This is a genomic window from Tenacibaculum mesophilum (genome assembly GCF_003867075.1).
GTDB classification, from domain to species: domain Bacteria; phylum Bacteroidota; class Bacteroidia; order Flavobacteriales; family Flavobacteriaceae; genus Polaribacter; species Polaribacter mesophilus.
On sequence record NZ_CP032544.1, the window covers coordinates 688,901 to 707,716 of the forward strand.

Consider the following 18,816-nt stretch of genomic DNA (forward strand, 5'->3'; position numbering starts at 1 on the left):
ATTTAAAAATTGAAGTGCAAAAGTAAGTAAAATTGAACTATAAAATCAATAAATTAATATCTCTATAAGGAAGGTCAAACCAGTCAGCTACAGTTTTATTAGTTAAGATTCCATGGTAAAAATACATGCCATTACGTAAACTTTTATCAAAGCGAGCCGCATTTTCAAAACCTCCTTCTTCAGCTATTTCTAGGAGGTAAGGAGTGAAAATATTACTAATAGATACAGAAGCTGTTCTAGAATATCTAGAAGGAATATTAGGCACACAATAATGTATTACCCCATGGTTAGAAAAAGTAGGTTTACTATGTGTGGTAACTTGAGAAGTTTCAAAACAGCCACCTCTATCAATGCTAACATCAACAATAACAGCACCATCTTTCATTTGTTCAATCATTTCTTCAGTAACAACCACAGGAGAGCGGTCTTTTCCTCTAATAGCTCCTATAGCTACATCACAGCGCATTAAAGCTTTTTGTAGGGTTTTAGGCTGAATTGTTGACGTATAAATAGGTGCTTGTACACATGATTGTAAATTGCGAAGTTTTGTTATTGAGTTGTCAAAAACTTTAACTCTTGCACCCAGTCCAATTGCTGTTTTGGCTGCAAATTCTCCAACAGTTCCTGCACCTAAAATAACTACATCAGTTGGAGGAACTCCTCCTATATTTCCTAGTAATAAACCATTTCCTCCATTAGAAGCAGTCATAAGCTCAGCTGCAATGTGCATAGAGGCAATTCCGGCAATTTCACTTAGTGATTTTACTATAGGAAATACACCGTGTTCATCTTTAATATAGTCAAAAGCAATTGCTGTTACTCTTTTTTTAGCAAGAGCTTCAAAGTATTTTTTGTTTTGTGTTTTTAATTGTAGAGCAGAAATTAAAACCGTTTGAGGGTTTAACATCTGAATTTCTTCTAAAGACGGTGGTTCTACTTTTAGTACAATATTACAAGCAAAAGCTTCTTTGATATCGTAGGATATTTTTGCACCAGCATCAGAATATTCTTGGTCACTATAATTAGCTCCTTCACCAGCACCAGTTTCAATTACAATTCTATGTCCGTGAGCTACTAATGCAGCAACAGCATCAGGAGATAAACTAATTCTTTTTTCTTCAAAATGAGTTTCTTTTGGTAACCCTATAAATAAATCTCCTTTCTGCTTTTTAATTTCAAGCATTTCGGTTTGTGGCATTAACTGCTCTTTGGTAAAAGGTGAAATAGAACCCATCTAAATTTAGTTAGTTTTTAATTGAATGTTTCGTTGCCCGTTTTCTAGCAAGCTAATTGATATTGAAACAGTATCTAAAGGTAGTAAATTTTTAACATTTTCAGGCCATTCAACTAAACACCAGTTATTGCTGTATAAATAGTCTTCAACCCCCATATCATAAGCTTCTTCTTCGTATTCAATACGGTAAAAATCAAAATGATATACTGTTTCGTTTGAGTTTGTTTTATACTCGTTGACCAAAGAAAAAGTAGGAGAATGGGCAATGTCTTCTACACCCAAAACTTTACATATTTCTTTAATTAATGTCGTTTTACCAACTCCCATTTCTCCAAAAAAAAGTAATATTTTATGTTGGGAAGTAGCAATGATTTCTTTAGCTACAGCTGTCAACTCGCTAAGTGAATAATTTCTGTTCATAAGTAGCAAAAATAATGAAGTAATGTTTGTTAATAAAATTTACTTTTTCACTATTTTGGATTATAAACAGCACAAGGAATAATCATTTCTTCGAGTGAAACTCCTCCATGTTGATAAGTATTTTTATAATACTTTACAAAGTGATTATAATTGTTTGGATAAGCAAAAAACAAATCTTCTTTTGTAAATATAAAAGGGCTATTAATAGCTACTGCGGGTAAGAAAATATCTTTTGGATTTTTAACTGCGTATACATCTTTATCTTCGTAGCTCAAACTTCTACCAGTTTTATATCGTAAGTTGGAACTAATGTTTTTATCACCAATAACTTTAGTAGGGTGCTTACAGTTTATGGTACCGTGATCGGTTGTAATTATTAGTTTTTGCCCTAATTTTTGTGCTTTTTGAATAATCTCGTAAAGAGGTGAGTTTTTAAACCAACTTACTGTTAAAGAACGATAGGCTTTATCGTCACCAGCAAGTTCTTTAATAACTTCCATTTCAGTTTTGGCATGCGAAAGCATATCAACAAAGTTGTAAACTACAGCAGTAAGGTCATTTTGTCGTGTTCCGTTGTAGTTATCAGCTAAATCTTTTCCACTTTTTAAAGAAACTATCTTGTAATATTCGTGAGTAATATTTAGACCTAAACGTTTTATTTGTTCATCTAAAAAATTAGCCTCAAATAAATTTTTTCCCCCTTCATCAATATCGTTTTTCCAATAGTTTGGATGTCTTTTTTCCATTTCAGAAGGCATTAATCCAGAAAATATAGCATTACGTGCATATTGAGTAGCTGTGGGTAATATACTATAATAAGAGTATTCTTCTTCTTTCTTGAAATAATTATTAATAAAAGGTTCTAAAACTCTGTATTGGTCATAACGGAGGTTATCAATCACTACCCATAAAACTCCCTGACTTTTGGATAAATTAGGAACTATATAATCTTTAAATAAAGTGTGCGAAAATGTGGGTTTATCATCTCCTGTTAACCAATGTTGGTAATGCTTTTTAATGAACTTAAAAAATTGTGAGTTAGCTTCAGATTTCTGAGATTCTAAAATTTCTAACATCCCCGTGTCGTTGATGTTTTCCAGCTCAAGTTCCCAATGAACTAATTTTTTATAAAGTTCAGCCCATTCCTCATAAGAATTAACCATAGCTAAATCCATCGAAATTTTTCTAAACTCTTGTTGGTAACTAGATGTTGTTTTTTCTGAAACTAAGCGAGAGTGGTCTAAATTCTTTTTTAAACTCAATAGTATTTGATTTGGGTTTACTGGCTTGATTAAATAATCAGCAATTTTTGAACCAATAGCTTCTTCCATAAGATACTCTTCTTCACTTTTAGTAATCATAACAATAGGAAGGTTTGTATTCTTCTGTTTGATCTCTGAAAGTGCTTCTAATCCAGTAATACCTGGCATGTTTTCATCTAAAAAAACAATATCAAAATTATTTTCACTAACCAAGTCAATAGCGTCTGTACCATTGGTGCAGGTTGTAACTTTGTAATCTTTTTTTTCTAAAAAAAGTATATGTGGTTTTAATAAATCTATTTCATCATCTACCCAAAGAATATGTATGTTTCTCATCATAATTTTCAATTTATTTACTACCTAAATAACGCCTAAAAGCTGTTTTGTTGTGTTTTTAAAAGCTAAAAATACGTTAATTAAACGCTGGTTAATTTGGTTTTGTAGATAAATTATGATTTTTTTGTTTAAAATTCAAGGATTTATATATTTTGAAGAAATCAAAAACCAACAAATTAAAGATAATTAACGATCCTATTTATGGATTTATCTCCATACCAAATTCTCTAATATTTGATATTATCGAGCACAAATATTTTCAAAGGCTACGTAGAGTTACACAAATGGGCTTGTCAAACTTGGTTTATCCTGGAGCTAACCACACACGTTTTCATCACGCAATAGGCTGCATGCATTTAATGCAAAAAGCGGTACATGTATTGCGAATGAAGAACGTTGAAATTTCAGAAGAAGAAGCAAATGCTTTATATATAGCTATTTTGTTACATGATATAGGTCATGGAGCATACTCACATGCCTTAGAGCATAGCATTGTGAATGGAATAACTCACGAAGAAATTTCATTAAAATTTATGAAAGTCTTGAATGATGAGTTTGCTGGGAAGTTAAGTTTAGCTATTCAAGTATTTGAAGGGAAACACCCACGTAAGTTTTTATACCAATTAATATCAAGTCAATTAGATATTGACAGATTGGATTATTTAAAAAGAGATAGTTTTTTTACCGGAGTAGCAGAGGGAAACATTTCATCAGATCGTTTAATAGCAATGATGAATGTGGTAGATAACGAATTGGTTATTGAGCAAAAAGGAATTTATTCGGTAGAAAAATTTGTTATTGCGCGACGCCTAATGTATTGGCAAGTTTATTTACATAAAACAGGTTTAGTAGCTGAAAACCTTTTGGTAAGCATATTAAAGAGAGCAAAGGAGTTAGCAACAAAAGGAGTAGAGTTACCTTCTAGTAGAGCACTCAAGTACTTCTTGTATAATCCGATAAATAAAGAAAATTTCTCAAATGCAACATTAGAAATATTTTCAGAGTTAGACGATTATGATGTTTTATCAGCAATAAAAGAATGGAAGAATCATGAAGACTTTATATTATCTACATTAGCAACAAAAATTATAGACAGAAGTTTGTTAAAGATTGAAATTCAGGAAAAACCATTTACTGAGGAGTATATTGAAAAGAGGCGTAGAAAGCTCAGAAAACTTGTAGACTTAAGTGAACAAGAGCTCGAATATTTTGTTTTTTCAAATGAAATAAAACATCAAGCATACAATACAAAGAAACCAATTAAAATTTATACAAAAAAAGGGAAGTTAAAAGACATAGCAAAAGCTTCTGATCAGCTAAATCTTAAAGCATTAACAAAACCTGTAGTAAAATATTACCTGTGCTATCCTAAGAAAATAAAGTAGGTGAATACTTAGAAACAAACTCTAATCAAGAAGTATTTGAACAAAAATAATTACTTTTGCAGATAATGAAATTTACAGCAAAACAAATAGCCGATATTTTAGAAGGAGAGATTGATGGAAATCCAGGAGCTGAAGTATCCACACTTTCTAAGATAGAAGAAGGCAAACAAGGTTCTTTAACCTTTTTATCAAACCCAAAATATAACTCATACATATATACAACCAAAGCATCGGTAGCTATTGTAAATAAAAGTTTTATTCCTGAAAAGGAAATAGAAACTACTTTGATTAAAGTAGAAGATGCGTATAAAGCATTTTCAAAACTTTTGGAGTTTTACAATGAGGTAAAGAATAATAAGCAAGGAAGAGAAAATCCTCATTTTATTGCTGAATCAGCTACTATTGGAGATAACGAGTACATTGGAGCTTATGCTTATGTTGGAGAAAATGTGGTTTTAGGTAATAATGTTAAAATTTATCCTAATTCTTATATAGGCGATAATGTTACTATTGGCGATAATACAGTTGTTTTTGCAGGAGTAAAAATTTACTCTGAAACCGTTGTAGGTGATAATTGTAAGATACATTCAGGAACAGTTATTGGAGCAGATGGTTTTGGATTTGTACCAGATGAAAATGGAGAATATAAAGCAATTCCACAAATAGGAAACGTTATTATAGAAGATAATGTAGATGTTGGGTCTAATTCAACTATTGATAGAGCTACTCTTGGATCTACAATAATTAGAAAAGGAGTAAAATTAGATAACCAAATTCAGATAGCTCATAATGTAGAGATTGGTAAAAATACCGTGATAGCTTCTCAAACAGGGATTGCAGGATCAACTAAAATAGGAGAAAACTGTATGATTGGAGGTCAAGTAGGTATTGTTGGTCATATCACTATTGGAAACAATGTGAAGATCCAAGCCCAATCAGGGATAGGAAAAAGTTTAAAAGATGAAGAAGTAGTACAAGGTTCTCCAGCATTTGGATATTCAGACTACAGTAAGTCATATGTACACTTTAAAAACTTACCAAAATTAGCAACTACAATACATAAAATAGAAAAAGAGTTGAATGCTCAAAAAATAAAAAATGAGTAAGAAACAAAAAACAATACAAAACGAAGTTACGTTATCAGGTGTTGGATTGCACACTGGTAATGAAGTTACAATGGTTTTTAAACCAGCTCCAGAAAATCATGGATTTGCTTTTAAGCGAGTAGATTTAGAAGGGGAACCCGTGATAGAAGCAAAAGCTGATTATGTAACAAATACACAAAGAGGAACAAACCTTGAAAAAAATGGCGTTCAAATACAAACATCTGAACACGTTTTAGCTGCAGCAGTTGGATTAGATATTGATAATTTATTGATAGAGATTAATGCTTCTGAACCTCCAATAATGGACGGATCGTCTAAATTTTTTATAGAAGCTCTAGAAGAAGCTGGAATTGTTGAGCAAGAAGCAGAAATTGAAGAGTATGTGGTAAAAGAAGTTATTTCATATAAAGATGAAGTAACAGGAAGTGAAATTATTTTAATGCCTTCAGATGAATACCAAGTAACTACTATGGTAGATTTTGGAACTAAGATTTTAGGTACTCAAAATGCCACATTAAATACAATTTCAGACTTTAAAGAAGAAATTTCAGCGGCAAGAACATTTAGTTTCTTACACGAAATTGAAATGTTGTTAGAAAATGATTTAATTAAAGGTGGAGATTTGAATAACGCTATTGTCTATGTTGACAAAGAGTTGTCTGACAGTACAATGGAAAAGTTAAAAAAAGCCTTTAATAAAGACAACATAACAGTAAAGCCTAACGGAGTTTTAGACAACTTAACATTACATTGGGCTAATGAAGCTGCACGTCATAAATTGTTAGACGTTATTGGTGATTTAGCTTTAGCAGGCGTTAGAATTAAAGGAAAAGTAATAGCCAACAAGCCAGGGCATTCTGTAAACACTGCTTTTGCTAAGAAATTAGCTAAAATCATAAAAAAGGAAAAAAGAAACAATGTTCCTTCTTATGATTTAAACCAACCACCATTAATGGATATCCATAAAATAATGGATATTTTACCTCACAGACCACCATTTTTATTGATTGATAGAATTATTGAATTATCAGACAAACATGTGGTAGGTATGAAAAATGTAACAATGAATGAAAATTTCTTTGTTGGACATTTCCCTGGAGCACCAGTTATGCCAGGAGTTCTTCAAGTGGAGGCTATGGCACAATGTGGAGGAGTTTTAGTATTAAATACAGTTCCTGACCCAGAAAACTATTTAACATACTTCATGAAAATGGATAATGTTAAATTCAAGCAAAAAGTATTACCAGGAGATACATTAATATTTAAAAGTGAATTAATAACTCCAATAAGAAGAGGTATTGCTCATATGCAAGCTTATGCATACGCTAATGGAAAATTGGTGTGTGAAGCAGAGCTTATGGCACAAATTTCAAAAGTAAAATAATATGAATCAACCACTTGCGTACGTTCACCCTCAAGCAAAAATAGCTAGGAATGTAGTTATTGAACCTTTTACAACTATTCATGCAAATGTAGAAATTGGATCAGGAACATGGATAGGTTCTAATGTAACTATCATGGAAGGTGCACGCATCGGTAAAAATTGTCGAATTTTTCCAGGAGCTGTAATTTCAGCAATCCCTCAAGATTTAAAGTATAATGATGAGGATACGACTGTAGAAATAGGAGATAATGTAACCATAAGAGAGTGTGTAACAATTAATAGAGGAACACTTGATAGAATGAGAACAGTTATTGGTGATAACTGTTTAATAATGGCTTACTGTCATATTGCGCACGATTGTAAAGTGGGAGATAATTGTATCTTTTCAAATAATTCAACATTAGCAGGACACGTAACTGTTGGTGATAATGTAGTGTTAGCAGGTATGGTGGCAGTACATCAATTTGCTTCTGTAGGTAATCATGCCTTTGTAACAGGTGGATCCTTGGTACGTAAAGATGTTCCTCCTTATGTAAAAGCAGCAAGAGAACCTTTATCATACGTGGGGATCAATTCTGTAGGATTAAGAAGAAGAGGATTTAGCACTGAAAAAATAAGAGAAATTCAAGACGTTTACCGTATATTGTTTCAAAAAAATTATAATAATACTCAGGCTATAGATATTATAGAGGCTGAAATGGAAGCAACTTCAGAAAGAGATGAGATTATTCAGTTTATCAAAGATTCGCATCGTGGAATCATGAAAGGATATTTTAAAGCAAATTAATTATTAAAATTGCACTTAAAGAGCAATACTATAAAGATCAAAATAAATGGCATCAACATCAGATATTAAAAAAGGTTTATGTATAAAGTATAATCACGACATATTCAAAATTATTGAGTTTTTACATGTAAAGCCAGGAAAAGGACCTGCTTTTGTTCGTACGAAACTTAAAAGCGTTACCTCCGGAAAAGTAATTGATAATACCTTTTCTGCAGGACATAAAATTGATGACGTTCGTGTAGAAACACATAAGTTTCAGTATTTATACCCTGAAGGAGATCTATATCACTTCATGAATACGGAAGATTATAACCAAATTACACTTCAAAAATCAGTATTAGATGCTCCAGATTTAATGAAAGAAGGAGAAGTTGTTACTGTTTTGATTAATACTGAAGATGGAATGCCGTTATCAGTAGAAATGCCTTCTCATGTTATTTTAGAGGTAACTCATACTGAACCAGGTGTAAAAGGTAATACTGCAACAAATGCTACAAAACCAGCAACTGTTGAAACAGGAGCGAGAATTAATGTTCCTTTATTTATAAATGAAGGAGACAAAATAAAAATAGATACAGAAAAAGGAGCTTACACAGAGCGTATCAAAGAATAAATATACTATTATTATTCCCGCTTTGGCGGGAATTTCTTTTTAAAGATGAAATTTAAACAGCCTCAAACCTTAGAGCAGATTGCTACTTTACTAAATGTAAAGTTTGTAGGAAAAAATAGTTTTCCTATAACAGGAATTAATGAAATTCATGTAGTAGAAAAAGGAGATATAGTCTTTGTAGATCATCCAAAATACTACGATAAAGCATTAAATTCAGCTGCTACAACAATACTAATAAATAAAAAAGTAGATTGCCCTGAAGGTAAATCATTATTAATCTCTGAAGATCCTTTTAGAGATTTTAATAAAATAACAAAATATTTCAACCCTTTTATAGCTTCAAAAAGTAGTATTGCTGAATCTGCTATTATAGGAGAAAAAACTGTTATACAACCAAACGTTTTCATAGGAGAAAACGTAAAAATTGGAAAAAATTGTTTAATACATGCAAATGTGTCAATTAACAATAACTGTATAATAGGAGATAATGTAACAATCCATGCCAATACAGTTTTAGGAGCAGATGCATTCTATTATAAAAACAGACCAGAAGGTTTTGATAAACTAATTTCTGGAGGTAGAGTAGTACTTGAAGATAATGTAGATTTAGGAGCTTCTTGTACAATTGATAGAGGTGTAACCGGAGATACTTTAATAGGTGCTGGATCAAAAATAGATAATCAAGTTCATATAGGTCATGATACAGTAATAGGTAAAAAGTGTTTAATAGCAGCTCAAACAGGTATTGCAGGATGTACTGTTATTGAAGATGAAGTAACTATTTGGGGACAAGTAGGAATTGTTAGTGGCTTAACTATAGAAAAAGGAACCGTTTTAATGGCACAAACAGGTGTGATGAAATCTTTAAAAAAGGGAGTCTATTTTGGTACACCTCAAAAAGAATACCGTCAAAAAATGCGTGAAGTAATTTATTTAAAAAACGAAACTAATAAACAAAAAAAGTAACGTAAAATTAATTGTGAAAACACAATTAAAAAGTTATTTTTGTCTGTCTTAAAAAAATAATAAAAAGCAAACCAATGAGTGTTTTAGTAAATAAAGATTCAAAAATTATAGTTCAAGGTTTTACAGGTAGCGAAGGAACTTTCCACGCTGGCCAAATGATCGATTACGGAACAAACGTAGTTGGAGGTGTAACACCAGGTAAAGGAGGTCAAGAGCATTTAGGAAAGCCAGTTTTTAATACAGTTGATGAGGCTGTACAAAAAGCAGGAGCTGATACCTCTATTATTTTTGTACCACCAGCATTTGCTGCTGATGCTATTATGGAAGCTGCTGAAGCAGGAATTAAAGTAATTATTTGTATTACCGAAGGAATTCCTACTGCAGACATGGTAAAAGTAAAAGCTTACATTGATAAGTTAGATTGTACTTTAGTAGGACCTAACTGTCCAGGAGTAATTACTCCGGAAGAAGCTAAAGTAGGAATTATGCCAGGATTTATCTTCAAAAAAGGTAAAGTAGGTATTGTTTCTAAATCAGGAACTTTAACGTATGAAGCTGCTGATCAAGTTGTAAAACAGGGTTACGGAATTACTACAGCTATTGGTATTGGTGGAGATCCAATTATTGGAACTACTACTAAAGAAGCTGTTGAGTTATTAATGAATGATGATGAAACTGAAGCAATTGTAATGATTGGTGAAATTGGAGGTAATTTAGAAGCGGAAGCTGCTCGATGGATTAAGGCTGATGGAAATCGTAAACCAGTTGTTGGTTTTATTGCAGGTCAAACTGCTCCAGCTGGTAGAACAATGGGACATGCAGGTGCTATTGTTGGTGGTGCAGATGATACAGCACAAGCTAAAATGAAGATTTTAGCTGAAAATGGAGTACACGTTGTAGAGTCTCCTGCTAAAATTGGAGAAATGGTAGCTAAGGTTTTAGCTTAATAAACATATACATATTAGAATAGATTCCCGTTTATAACGGGAATTTATTTTTATATTTGACCCTATTAAAACAACTAATAAATGAAACTTTTAGAAAATAAAACAGCAATTATTACAGGAGCTACTAGAGGAATTGGTAGAGGAATTGCATTAGAGTTTGCAAACCAAGGGTGTAATGTTGCATTTACTTATAGTTCTTCTGTGGAAGCAGCAACTGCTTTAGAAAATGAATTAAAAGAATTAGGGGTAAACGCTAAAGGATATCAATCTAATGCGGCAGAGTTTGATGCAGCTCAAGAGTTGGCAAAAAATGTTTTAGCAGAATTCGGAACTATTGATGTATTAGTAAACAACGCAGGTATTACAAAAGATAATTTATTAATGCGTATTTCTGAAGAAGATTTTGATAAAGTAATCGAAGTAAATTTAAAATCAGTTTTCAATTTAACTAAAGCAGTGATTCGTCCGATGATGAAGCAACGTGCAGGCTCAATTATCAATATGAGTTCTGTAGTTGGATTAAAAGGAAATGCAGGTCAAGCAAATTATGCAGCTTCAAAAGCAGGAATTTTAGGGTTCTCAAAATCTGTAGCTTTAGAGTTAGGTTCTCGTAATATTCGTAGTAACGTTGTAGCTCCCGGTTTTATTGAAACTGAAATGACTGCAAAATTAGATGAAAAAGTAGTTGAAGGTTGGAGAAATGAAATTCCTTTAAAAAGAGGTGGTACTCCAGAAGATATTGCAAACGCTTGTGTATTCTTAGCATCTGATATGAGTTCATATATTACTGGTCAAACATTATCAGTTGACGGAGGAATGTTAACATAAGATTTGACTTAAATATAAAAAGTAAAAAAGCCTGTGTTATTTTTATAATACAGGCTTTTTCTATTTTAATGGGTTGATTTGCTTGTAAGCGGGCAAGCACGAGGGATTTGCCTTGGGGGACAATTTCTATAAACTCAACTTAAAGAGGATATAAGTTTTAGGGGGAGTTTATTTTTTAATGACTCATAAAATTCAAACGATTTGTTGGGGGATACAAATACTGAGGGGTTATTTGAATTTTACAATTCATTAAATTCTTTTGGGATTATAAGGGAATCATTTATGCGATCATTTTTTTTTGTAATCTTCAAAGGTTCCATCATCGTATAGAACTAAAATATTTTTAATTTCTCTAAAAGCGGCTGATTCTTTTGGTTTCATAGTACTCTCTGAGAATTTCGTATTTGATTTTTTTTCGGGTTCTTGGTCAAATACTACATTTTCAGTAAACAGAGAAGGAGCTTCATTTTTCTCTATATTTATCTCTTTCTCTTGATTTTTTACATTTGGAGGAAAACTGCCTTTACCATACACTAACCAATTTAGATCAACTTCATCAAAAGCCGTTTCAACTTTTATAATAAAATCTAAGCTCGGTTTATTTCTTCCTGATAATAGGTGAGAAATGCTAGATCTTGGAACATCAATTTTATCAGCAAAGCTTGACGCTGATAAATTGTAATAGTCTAATATCTGTTTTAATCTTTCAATCATTTATTTACTTATGTAAACATTAGGAATTGTTTACGATTGTAAATATATATTGTTTTATAAATGTAGACAAGAAAAATTTAATATTTCTTCAAAATAATTCAAAACAAGGCGATTAAACACTTTAACAAATAACGTTTAAATTACTGTAAAACAATATTTTAAGGGTTAGGTATAGAGAAAACTTATTCTTTTGTTAAATATCTTTATTTACATTTGTAATTAAACTAATTATTTGTTTTGTTAAGTTTATAAATGTAAAAATCTCTTTTTTTTAATAAATATAATGTGTTTAAATAACCATTTATCCTTATTTAACTGACTTAAACATCAAATAAGCAACTTTAAGGTTAATAATAATGACTCTTCAGAAGTAATAGTTTAAATAAATATAAATAAGGCTATAACCTTTATAATACTTCAATAATTACTTTAAATTACTTATGAGTTTAATTATATCCTTTCAAAGTGCTTATATAAATTTATTATGTACTTAGAAATAGAAGTTAAATAAGAAGAATATTACAAATGTTACCATAATTAGATAGTTAACAAGTGTAAACTATATGTTTTGTTGTTTACTTTTGTAAAAAAAGAAAGCACCCTGTTTACAGAGTGCTTTTTGTAGTTGAGAATGTAGTATTCTACTTATTTTTTATTTTCTATCCATTTTCTTGCATTAACAAAAGCTTCTAACCAAGGTGAAACTTCATCTTTTCTGTCTTGTGGATAGTTAGCCCAGTTCCATTGGAAAGTAGAACGTTCAATATGTGGCATAGTTACTAAATGACGACCAGTCTTATCACATAGCATTGCTGTGTTATAATCTGAACCGTTTGGATTGTTAGGATATCCTTCATATGCATACTTAGCAACAATATTATAATTATCTTCAGTTTCAGGTAAATTGAACTTTCCTTCTCCGTGAGAAATCCAAACTCCTAATTCTGTTCCAGCCAAACTAGATAACATTACTGAATTATTTTCCTGAACTTTTACAGATGTAAATGAACTTTCGTGCTTTTTAGAATCGTTGTGTAACATCTTACCGTGTTCGTTATGTTCTGGATTGATTAATTCTAACTCCATAAACAATTGACACCCGTTACAAATACCAACAGAAAGTGTATCTTCTCTGTTAAAGAAGTTTTTCAAAGCAGTGTTCGCTTTTTCATTATATAAAAATGCTCCAGCCCATCCTTTAGCAGAACCCAAAACATCTGAATTAGAAAAACCTCCAACAGCTCCAATAAATTGAATATCTTCTAAAGTTTCACGACCAGAAATTAAATCAGTCATGTGAACATCCTTCACATCAAAACCAGCTAAATACATAGCATTTGCCATTTCACGTTCAGAGTTTGAACCCTTTTCACGAATGATAGCTGCTTTAGGTCTGTTAGTTATAGTACCCACAGTATCAGCAAGCTTTCCTGTAAAATGCGTTGGGAATGTATATTGTAAAGGTTGATTTTTATAATTATCAAAACGATTTTTAGCTAAACCATTAGCCGTTTGTTTTTGATCTAATAAATAAGAAGTCTCATACCAAGTATCTCTTAATTCAGCAATTGATAAAGCAAAAATATCAGAACCATTTTTAATATTTAATCGATCAGATTCAATTACCGAACCAATTTTAAAGAACTCGATGTTATTATCAGCTAAAGTTTGTTCTATAGAAGCGTCAGTTGCTTGGAAAACAATTCCTGAGTTTTCAGCAAATAACAACTTGATACTGTCAGCTTCATTTAAAGTTGATAAATCTAAGTTCGCACCTATGTTTACATCTGCAAAACACAATTCTAATAAAGTAGTAATCAATCCCCCAGATGCAACATCGTGACCTGCAACAATTTTTCCTTCCTTAATTAAATTCTGTAAAACATTAAATGTTGATTTAAAGAACTCATTATTAGTAATCGTAGGAGCAGAGTTTCCTAATTTGTTTAGTATCTGCGCAAATGAACTTCCTCCTAATTTAAAATCATCTTGCGATAAATTGATGTAATAGATATCTCCTTTGTTTGGTTGTAAAACAGGTTCTACTACTTTAGTAATATCATTACAGTTAGCCGCAGCTGAAATAACAACAGTTCCTGGAGAAATTACTTCTTCATTAGGATATTTTTGTTTCATTGATAAAGAATCTTTTCCTGTTGGAACATTGATTCCTAAATCGATTGAAAAATCCGAAATAGCCTTCACAGCTTTGTATAAGCGAGCATCTTCACCTTCATTTTTACAAGGCCACATCCAGTTTGCTGATAATGAAACCGATTGTAAACCATCTTTTAAAGGTGCCCAAACAATATTCGTTAATGCTTCAGCAATTGAGTTTTTACTTCCAGCTACAGGATCAATCAATCCAGAAATAGGAGAGTGCCCAATCGTAGTAGCAATACCTTCTTTACCTTTATAATCTAGCGCCATTACACCGACATTGTTCAATGGAATTTGTAAAGAACCAACACATTGTTGCTTCGCTACTTTTCCTCCAACACAACGGTCAACCTTATTCGTCAACCAATCTTTACAGGCAACAGCTTCTAATTGTAAAACTTGTTCTAAGTAGTTAGTGAAGTTTTCTTTAGAATAGTCAACATCAGCATAATTACGATCAACTGTATTATCAGTCATAATCGTTTTAGGAGAACTACCAAACATATCTTCTAAAGCTAAATCCATTGGTTTGTTTCCATTGGTTTTAGATTCAAAAGTAAAACGGTGGTCACCAGTAACATCACCAACAGTGTACATTGGTGAACGCTCACGTTCAGCAATCTTATTAAGGGTGTCGATATGCTTCTCAGCAATTACTAATCCCATACGTTCTTGAGATTCGTTACCGATAATCTCTTTATCAGATAGGGTAGGATCCCCAACAGGTAGTTTATCTAAGTCGATTTTTCCACCAGTATCTTCTACTAATTCTGATAAACAGTTTAAGTGTCCACCAGCTCCGTGATCGTGAATAGAAACGATAAAGTTTTCATCACTTTCTACCATACCACGAACCGCATTGGCAGCACGTTTTTGCATTTCAGGATTTGAACGCTGAATTGCGTTTAACTCAATTCCTGTTGAAAACTCTCCAGTATCAGCAGAAGAAACCGCAGCTCCTCCCATACCAATACGGTAATTTTCACCACCTAAAATTACTATTTTATCTCCTTCTTGTGGAGTATCTTTTAATGCTTGTTCTTTTTTACCATATCCGATACCACCTGCTTGCATAATTACTTTATCGAAACCAAGTTTGCGAGCATCTTCTTCATGTTCAAAAGTAAGAACAGAACCGCAGATTAATGGCTGACCAAATTTATTACCGAAATCAGAAGCTCCGTTAGAAGCTTTGATTAAAATATCCATAGGAGTTTGGTATAACCACTTACGTTCGTCCATTCCTTTTTCCCAAGGACGATTTTCTTCTAAACGAGAGTAAGAAGTCATATAAACAGCTGTTCCTGCTAATGGCAACGATCCTTTTCCTCCAGCTAATCTATCACGAATTTCACCTCCTGAACCTGTTGCAGCACCATTGAAAGGCTCAACAGTAGTAGGGAAGTTGTGTGTTTCAGCTTTTAATGAAATAACAGATTCAAATTCTTTTGTTTCGTAAAAGTCTGGTTTATCTGCGCTTTTAGGAGCAAATTGCTCTACTTTTGGACCTTTAACAAAAGCAACATTGTCTTTATAAGCAGATACAATATCGTTAGGGTTTTGCTTAGAGGTTTCTTTAATTAACTTGAATAAAGAAGTTGGCATTTCTTCACCATCAATAACAAAAGTACCGTTGAAAATTTTATGACGGCAGTGTTCTGAATTTACTTGAGAAAATCCAAATACTTCAGAATCGGTTAATTTTCTTCCAATTTTGGTAGCTACTTCTTCTAAATACCCAATTTCTTCATCGCTCAACGCCAATCCTTCTTGCTCGTTATAAGTAGCAATATCATCAATTTCTAAAATTGGTTCAGGTTGAATATCAATGGTAAAAGTTTCTTGGTTTAATCCATCAAATTTTTGAGAAATCATTGGGTCGAAGTCAGAAAAATCATTAGCTACTGCATCAAATTCTTCAATTCTGATAATTCCAGAAATTCCCATATTTTGAGTAATTTCAACAGCGTTGGTACTCCAAGGAGTAATCATAGCTGCTCTAGGGCCAACAAAAAAGGCGTCAAGAGACGCCGCGTTTATTTTCGGTTGGTTGCCAAATAACCAAGTTAACTTCGAAATTGTTTCAGATGTTAATTCTTCTGTTGTTTGAACAGCAAAAACCTTGCTGTTTACGTTTCCAAAGAAATGAATCATTGTTAGTTGTGTTTGTGTATGTTTTTGAAAGGTGTAAATTTAATTCTTTTGGATGAAATAAAAGCATAAAAAAAGCAGCAAAATTTTGCTGCTTTTTTCGTTTAAAGATTAAGATGATTAATATTTTTTAAAAAATCACTTTCATAATACATTTCTTGTTCAAAACGATTTTTTTGTAAATTATCTATCACCTGTATATTGGAAGGTTTTTGAGCTTTTGAAGCTATACCTTTTATGTTATCTAAAACAGATTTTAATAAAATTTCGTTTTCATTTCCAAATGGTAAAAAATTATCCCAACTGGCAAATTCATTAATATCTATATCTGCAGCAAAACCGTTAACATAATCACTTTGATTTAACTTGTTAAATATTTGGAAAGTAATAGGTTGCATAGCCATTTTGTGAGTAGTATTAGCTTTGCTTTTATCGGTGTAATCTGTAGTTGGAGAATCATATAACGTAATAGATCCAACATTTTTACCATAGGTAGTTTTACCAACAGTAACCACATCAATATAAGGTCTTAAGCCATTTATTATCATTTCACTAGCAGAAGCTGTATTACTTGAAGTTATAACATAAATTTTAGAAAGCCCTGTGAGTCTATTTAAAGGAATATCTTGACCTTCTAAGTAATTTCCATCAGAGTCATACTGAAAAATACCATTTAAAAAAGGTAATAAAAAGCTTCTGTCAGTATGTTTTTTGTTATAAATAGTTTTAGCAAAAACATCTTGCTCTGCAGCTCCTTCACCGTAAATCATACTGGCTAAGTATCCACAAGTTAATACAGAGCCACCTCCATTGTATCTAAAGTCTAATATTAACTCTTGTATTCCTTCTGCTTTAAAATTAGCAAAGGCATTATTAAGTTCTTTATCGTAAGATGACCTAAACCCATTGTAAACTAAGTAACCTACTTTTTTACCATTTATATTATTAAAAATTTTAGCTAGCTGTATAGCATTATCATTAACTTCTCTTTTAGTTAAAGTTATTTTTGATTTTTCAGTAACTCCATCATTTTCACCTAAAATAAATTCGGCAGTTTCATTATAGTAATTTTTTATAAGTGCATCGAAGTTGGTTGTAGTAAATTTTTGACCATCTATACCAATTATAATATCACCTCTTTTTAATCCTTTTTCTGAAGCTGGTGAATTCTCAGATACTTTAGTTACTAATAAGATAATATTGGTATCATTAATTTTTATGGACGTAGGTCTAAAGCCAAAACTAGTACTAGTACCTTGAAAAGCCTTTTCTTGTTCAATATAGTCTTCAATAAACCAAGAGAACTTATCTACTTCTTGATATTTATACAGTAAGCTTTTAAATAAATCGTTTGGAGTACCGTATGAGTTTAAGTAAGTATAATACTCATTTATATTATCATCTTTACTATCTGCTAAATTAGAAATATCTTCTTGCCAATTGTACCATGAGTTCATGGCTTTCCATACAAAATTATTTACTTTATTGTTTAGTTTAACTTCATCTACTGGTTCAGCTAGTTTATCATCTTTACTACAACTTAAAAGAATTGTAAACATAAAGGATAGTAATATGATTTTTTTCATTATTTAAAGTAATTATATATTAATTTATAAACAATATAACATATAAAATATCACTTACCCTATTTTTTTTACAAAAAAATTAATTTTTATCAGGTATTCTGTTTCTTTCTATTTTACCTTTTTTTACTGTTTTATAGTTTTCGTAACAATTTAAAACAGCTTCAATTAATTGTAGGTCACTGGCTTTTTTTATAAAGTATTCAGAATAGTTACAGTCAGATAATAGCTTATTTAACTCAGTCCTATCCATTTCAAGATATTCCATCATAACTTCACGATCAAATTTACCAGCTAACATTTTACGCAAATCGTCTTCTTTTTTAAGCTTCTTTAATTTTTTAAGCTGTTTAGGTTTGCTTCCGAATAGGTTATATACCAAATCAACCGGATTTAAGAGTTTAGCAATAGGAGAGGAAATTTTTTGAGGCCTTCCAACTTCATACGTTTGTGGCAATCCATTAATATGTATTCTAGTAAAACGATCTTTTGGAACTTGTTTTATATCTACCTCTAAAACACCAATTAGTTCAGTTGACTTAATTACAACTTCTTTTACCTCTTCTGGCTTTTCCTCTAAAGATATAACAACTTCATTTCCTTTTAAAAGATCATTAGTAACTTTTAGTTTAATAGAAGCATAACCTAAATAAGAAACTAGAACGGTATCGTTTGCTTGAGCAACAAGGTCAAAGAGCCCATTTTCATTAGTAATAGTACCTACTACGCTATTAAGATTTAAAATATGAGCCGCACTTAAAGGTTTTTTAGATTCTGAATCTATTATTTGCCCTTTTAATTTATCTTGTGATTGAATAGATAGACTAAATACTATTGCTATTAAGAATAATAATCGTTTTTGCATAGGGCGAAAATAAGAATAATAGGCTTTGTTCTCGTTAATAATATGTGAAATTAATCCCTCTACATATAATCATTT

At 31.6% G+C, this 18,816-nt stretch carries 15 protein-coding genes; 8 read left to right on the top strand and 7 right to left on the bottom strand.

What is annotated here, in order from left to right:
• Positions 1-37: 37 nt before the first annotated feature.
• The 3 genes from D6200_RS03225 to porX are packed head-to-tail and all read right to left on the bottom strand — an operon-like array spanning position 38 to position 3,252.
• Complete coding sequence (locus tag D6200_RS03225) at positions 38-1,234, bottom strand: alanine dehydrogenase (protein WP_047788753.1); 1,197 nt, start codon at positions 1,232-1,234, stop codon at positions 38-40.
• Between the two features lie 6 nt (positions 1,235-1,240).
• Positions 1,241-1,654, bottom strand: a complete 414-nt coding sequence (gene tsaE / locus D6200_RS03230; RefSeq protein ID WP_073183971.1) for a tRNA (adenosine(37)-N6)-threonylcarbamoyltransferase complex ATPase subunit type 1 TsaE — start codon at positions 1,652-1,654, stop codon at positions 1,241-1,243.
• A gap of 50 nt (positions 1,655-1,704) precedes the next feature.
• Positions 1,705-3,252: a T9SS response regulator signal transducer PorX gene (gene porX / locus D6200_RS03235; RefSeq protein ID WP_073184179.1), complete on the bottom strand. Its 1,548-nt coding sequence runs from the start codon at positions 3,250-3,252 to the stop codon at positions 1,705-1,707.
• Positions 3,253-3,404: 152 nt separating this feature from the next.
• On the opposite strand from porX, the gene D6200_RS03240 reads away from it, so the two are divergent.
• The 8 genes from D6200_RS03240 (at position 3,405) to fabG (ending at position 11,268) form a co-directional block, all read left to right on the top strand.
• The gene (locus tag D6200_RS03240) at positions 3,405-4,637 is read left to right on the top strand and encodes an HD domain-containing protein (RefSeq protein ID WP_083574828.1); all 1,233 of its coding nucleotides are present in this window, start codon (positions 3,405-3,407) and stop codon (positions 4,635-4,637) included.
• 65 nt (positions 4,638-4,702) lie between these two features.
• Positions 4,703-5,743, top strand: coding sequence for a UDP-3-O-(3-hydroxymyristoyl)glucosamine N-acyltransferase (gene lpxD, locus D6200_RS03245; RefSeq protein WP_047788756.1), 1,041 nt, complete (start codon positions 4,703-4,705; stop codon positions 5,741-5,743).
• Positions 5,736-7,127, top strand: a complete 1,392-nt coding sequence (locus D6200_RS03250; RefSeq protein ID WP_073183976.1) for a bifunctional UDP-3-O-[3-hydroxymyristoyl] N-acetylglucosamine deacetylase/3-hydroxyacyl-ACP dehydratase — start codon at positions 5,736-5,738, stop codon at positions 7,125-7,127. Before lpxD ends, D6200_RS03250 begins: the two co-directional genes overlap by 8 nt.
• 1 nt (position 7,128) lies before the next feature.
• Positions 7,129-7,914: an acyl-ACP--UDP-N-acetylglucosamine O-acyltransferase gene (gene lpxA, locus D6200_RS03255; RefSeq protein WP_047788758.1), complete on the top strand. Its 786-nt coding sequence runs from the start codon at positions 7,129-7,131 to the stop codon at positions 7,912-7,914.
• A 46-nt stretch (positions 7,915-7,960) separates the two neighbouring features.
• Positions 7,961-8,527 (top strand): elongation factor P, encoded by a 567-nt coding sequence (gene efp / locus D6200_RS03260; protein ID WP_047788759.1) that lies wholly within the window; start codon positions 7,961-7,963, stop codon positions 8,525-8,527.
• A gap of 45 nt (positions 8,528-8,572) precedes the next feature.
• Positions 8,573-9,493: a UDP-3-O-(3-hydroxymyristoyl)glucosamine N-acyltransferase gene (locus tag D6200_RS03265; protein ID WP_073183978.1), complete on the top strand. Its 921-nt coding sequence runs from the start codon at positions 8,573-8,575 to the stop codon at positions 9,491-9,493.
• Between the two features lie 74 nt (positions 9,494-9,567).
• Positions 9,568-10,440: a succinate--CoA ligase subunit alpha gene (gene sucD / locus D6200_RS03270; protein WP_047788761.1), complete on the top strand. Its 873-nt coding sequence runs from the start codon at positions 9,568-9,570 to the stop codon at positions 10,438-10,440.
• An 81-nt stretch (positions 10,441-10,521) separates the two neighbouring features.
• Positions 10,522-11,268, top strand: coding sequence for a 3-oxoacyl-[acyl-carrier-protein] reductase (gene fabG / locus D6200_RS03275; RefSeq protein WP_073183981.1), 747 nt, complete (start codon positions 10,522-10,524; stop codon positions 11,266-11,268).
• Positions 11,269-11,556: 288 nt separating this feature from the next.
• Here the strand turns inward: fabG and D6200_RS03280 are convergent, their stop codons facing one another.
• The 4 genes from D6200_RS03280 to D6200_RS03295 all read right to left on the bottom strand — a co-directional run bounded on the left by D6200_RS03280 (position 11,557) and on the right by D6200_RS03295 (position 18,741).
• Entirely contained in the window at positions 11,557-11,982 is a 426-nt protein-coding gene (locus D6200_RS03280; protein WP_073183984.1) for a helix-turn-helix domain-containing protein, read from the bottom strand.
• Positions 11,983-12,627: 645 nt separating this feature from the next.
• The gene (gene purL, locus D6200_RS03285; RefSeq protein WP_073183987.1) at positions 12,628-16,296 is read right to left on the bottom strand and encodes a phosphoribosylformylglycinamidine synthase; all 3,669 of its coding nucleotides are present in this window, start codon (positions 16,294-16,296) and stop codon (positions 12,628-12,630) included.
• 101 nt (positions 16,297-16,397) lie between these two features.
• Positions 16,398-17,879, bottom strand: coding sequence for a S41 family peptidase (locus D6200_RS03290; protein WP_073183989.1), 1,482 nt, complete (start codon positions 17,877-17,879; stop codon positions 16,398-16,400).
• 79 nt (positions 17,880-17,958) lie between these two features.
• Positions 17,959-18,741 (bottom strand): carboxypeptidase-like regulatory domain-containing protein, encoded by a 783-nt coding sequence (locus D6200_RS03295; protein WP_073183991.1) that lies wholly within the window; start codon positions 18,739-18,741, stop codon positions 17,959-17,961.
• Positions 18,742-18,816 lie beyond the last annotated feature (75 nt).

Bases quoted from the DNA above. Each gene is read 5' to 3' on its own strand.
- D6200_RS03225 (WP_047788753.1), bottom strand. From the start codon at position 1,234: ATGGGTTCTATTTCACCTTTTACCAAAGAGCAGTTAATGCCACAAACC.
- tsaE (WP_073183971.1), bottom strand. From the start codon at position 1,654: ATGAACAGAAATTATTCACTTAGCGAGTTGACAGCTGTAGCTAAAGAA.
- porX (WP_073184179.1), bottom strand. From the start codon at position 3,252: ATGAGAAACATACATATTCTTTGGGTAGATGATGAAATAGATTTATTA.
- lpxD (WP_047788756.1), top strand. From the start codon at position 4,703: ATGAAATTTACAGCAAAACAAATAGCCGATATTTTAGAAGGAGAGATT.
- D6200_RS03250 (WP_073183976.1), top strand. From the start codon at position 5,736: ATGAGTAAGAAACAAAAAACAATACAAAACGAAGTTACGTTATCAGGT.
- lpxA (WP_047788758.1), top strand. From the start codon at position 7,129: ATGAATCAACCACTTGCGTACGTTCACCCTCAAGCAAAAATAGCTAGG.
- efp (WP_047788759.1), top strand. From the start codon at position 7,961: ATGGCATCAACATCAGATATTAAAAAAGGTTTATGTATAAAGTATAAT.
- D6200_RS03265 (WP_073183978.1), top strand. From the start codon at position 8,573: ATGAAATTTAAACAGCCTCAAACCTTAGAGCAGATTGCTACTTTACTA.
- sucD (WP_047788761.1), top strand. From the start codon at position 9,568: ATGAGTGTTTTAGTAAATAAAGATTCAAAAATTATAGTTCAAGGTTTT.
- fabG (WP_073183981.1), top strand. From the start codon at position 10,522: ATGAAACTTTTAGAAAATAAAACAGCAATTATTACAGGAGCTACTAGA.
- D6200_RS03280 (WP_073183984.1), bottom strand. From the start codon at position 11,982: ATGATTGAAAGATTAAAACAGATATTAGACTATTACAATTTATCAGCG.
- purL (WP_073183987.1), bottom strand. From the start codon at position 16,296: ATGATTCATTTCTTTGGAAACGTAAACAGCAAGGTTTTTGCTGTTCAA.
- D6200_RS03290 (WP_073183989.1), bottom strand. From the start codon at position 17,879: ATGAAAAAAATCATATTACTATCCTTTATGTTTACAATTCTTTTAAGT.
- D6200_RS03295 (WP_073183991.1), bottom strand. From the start codon at position 18,741: ATGCAAAAACGATTATTATTCTTAATAGCAATAGTATTTAGTCTATCT.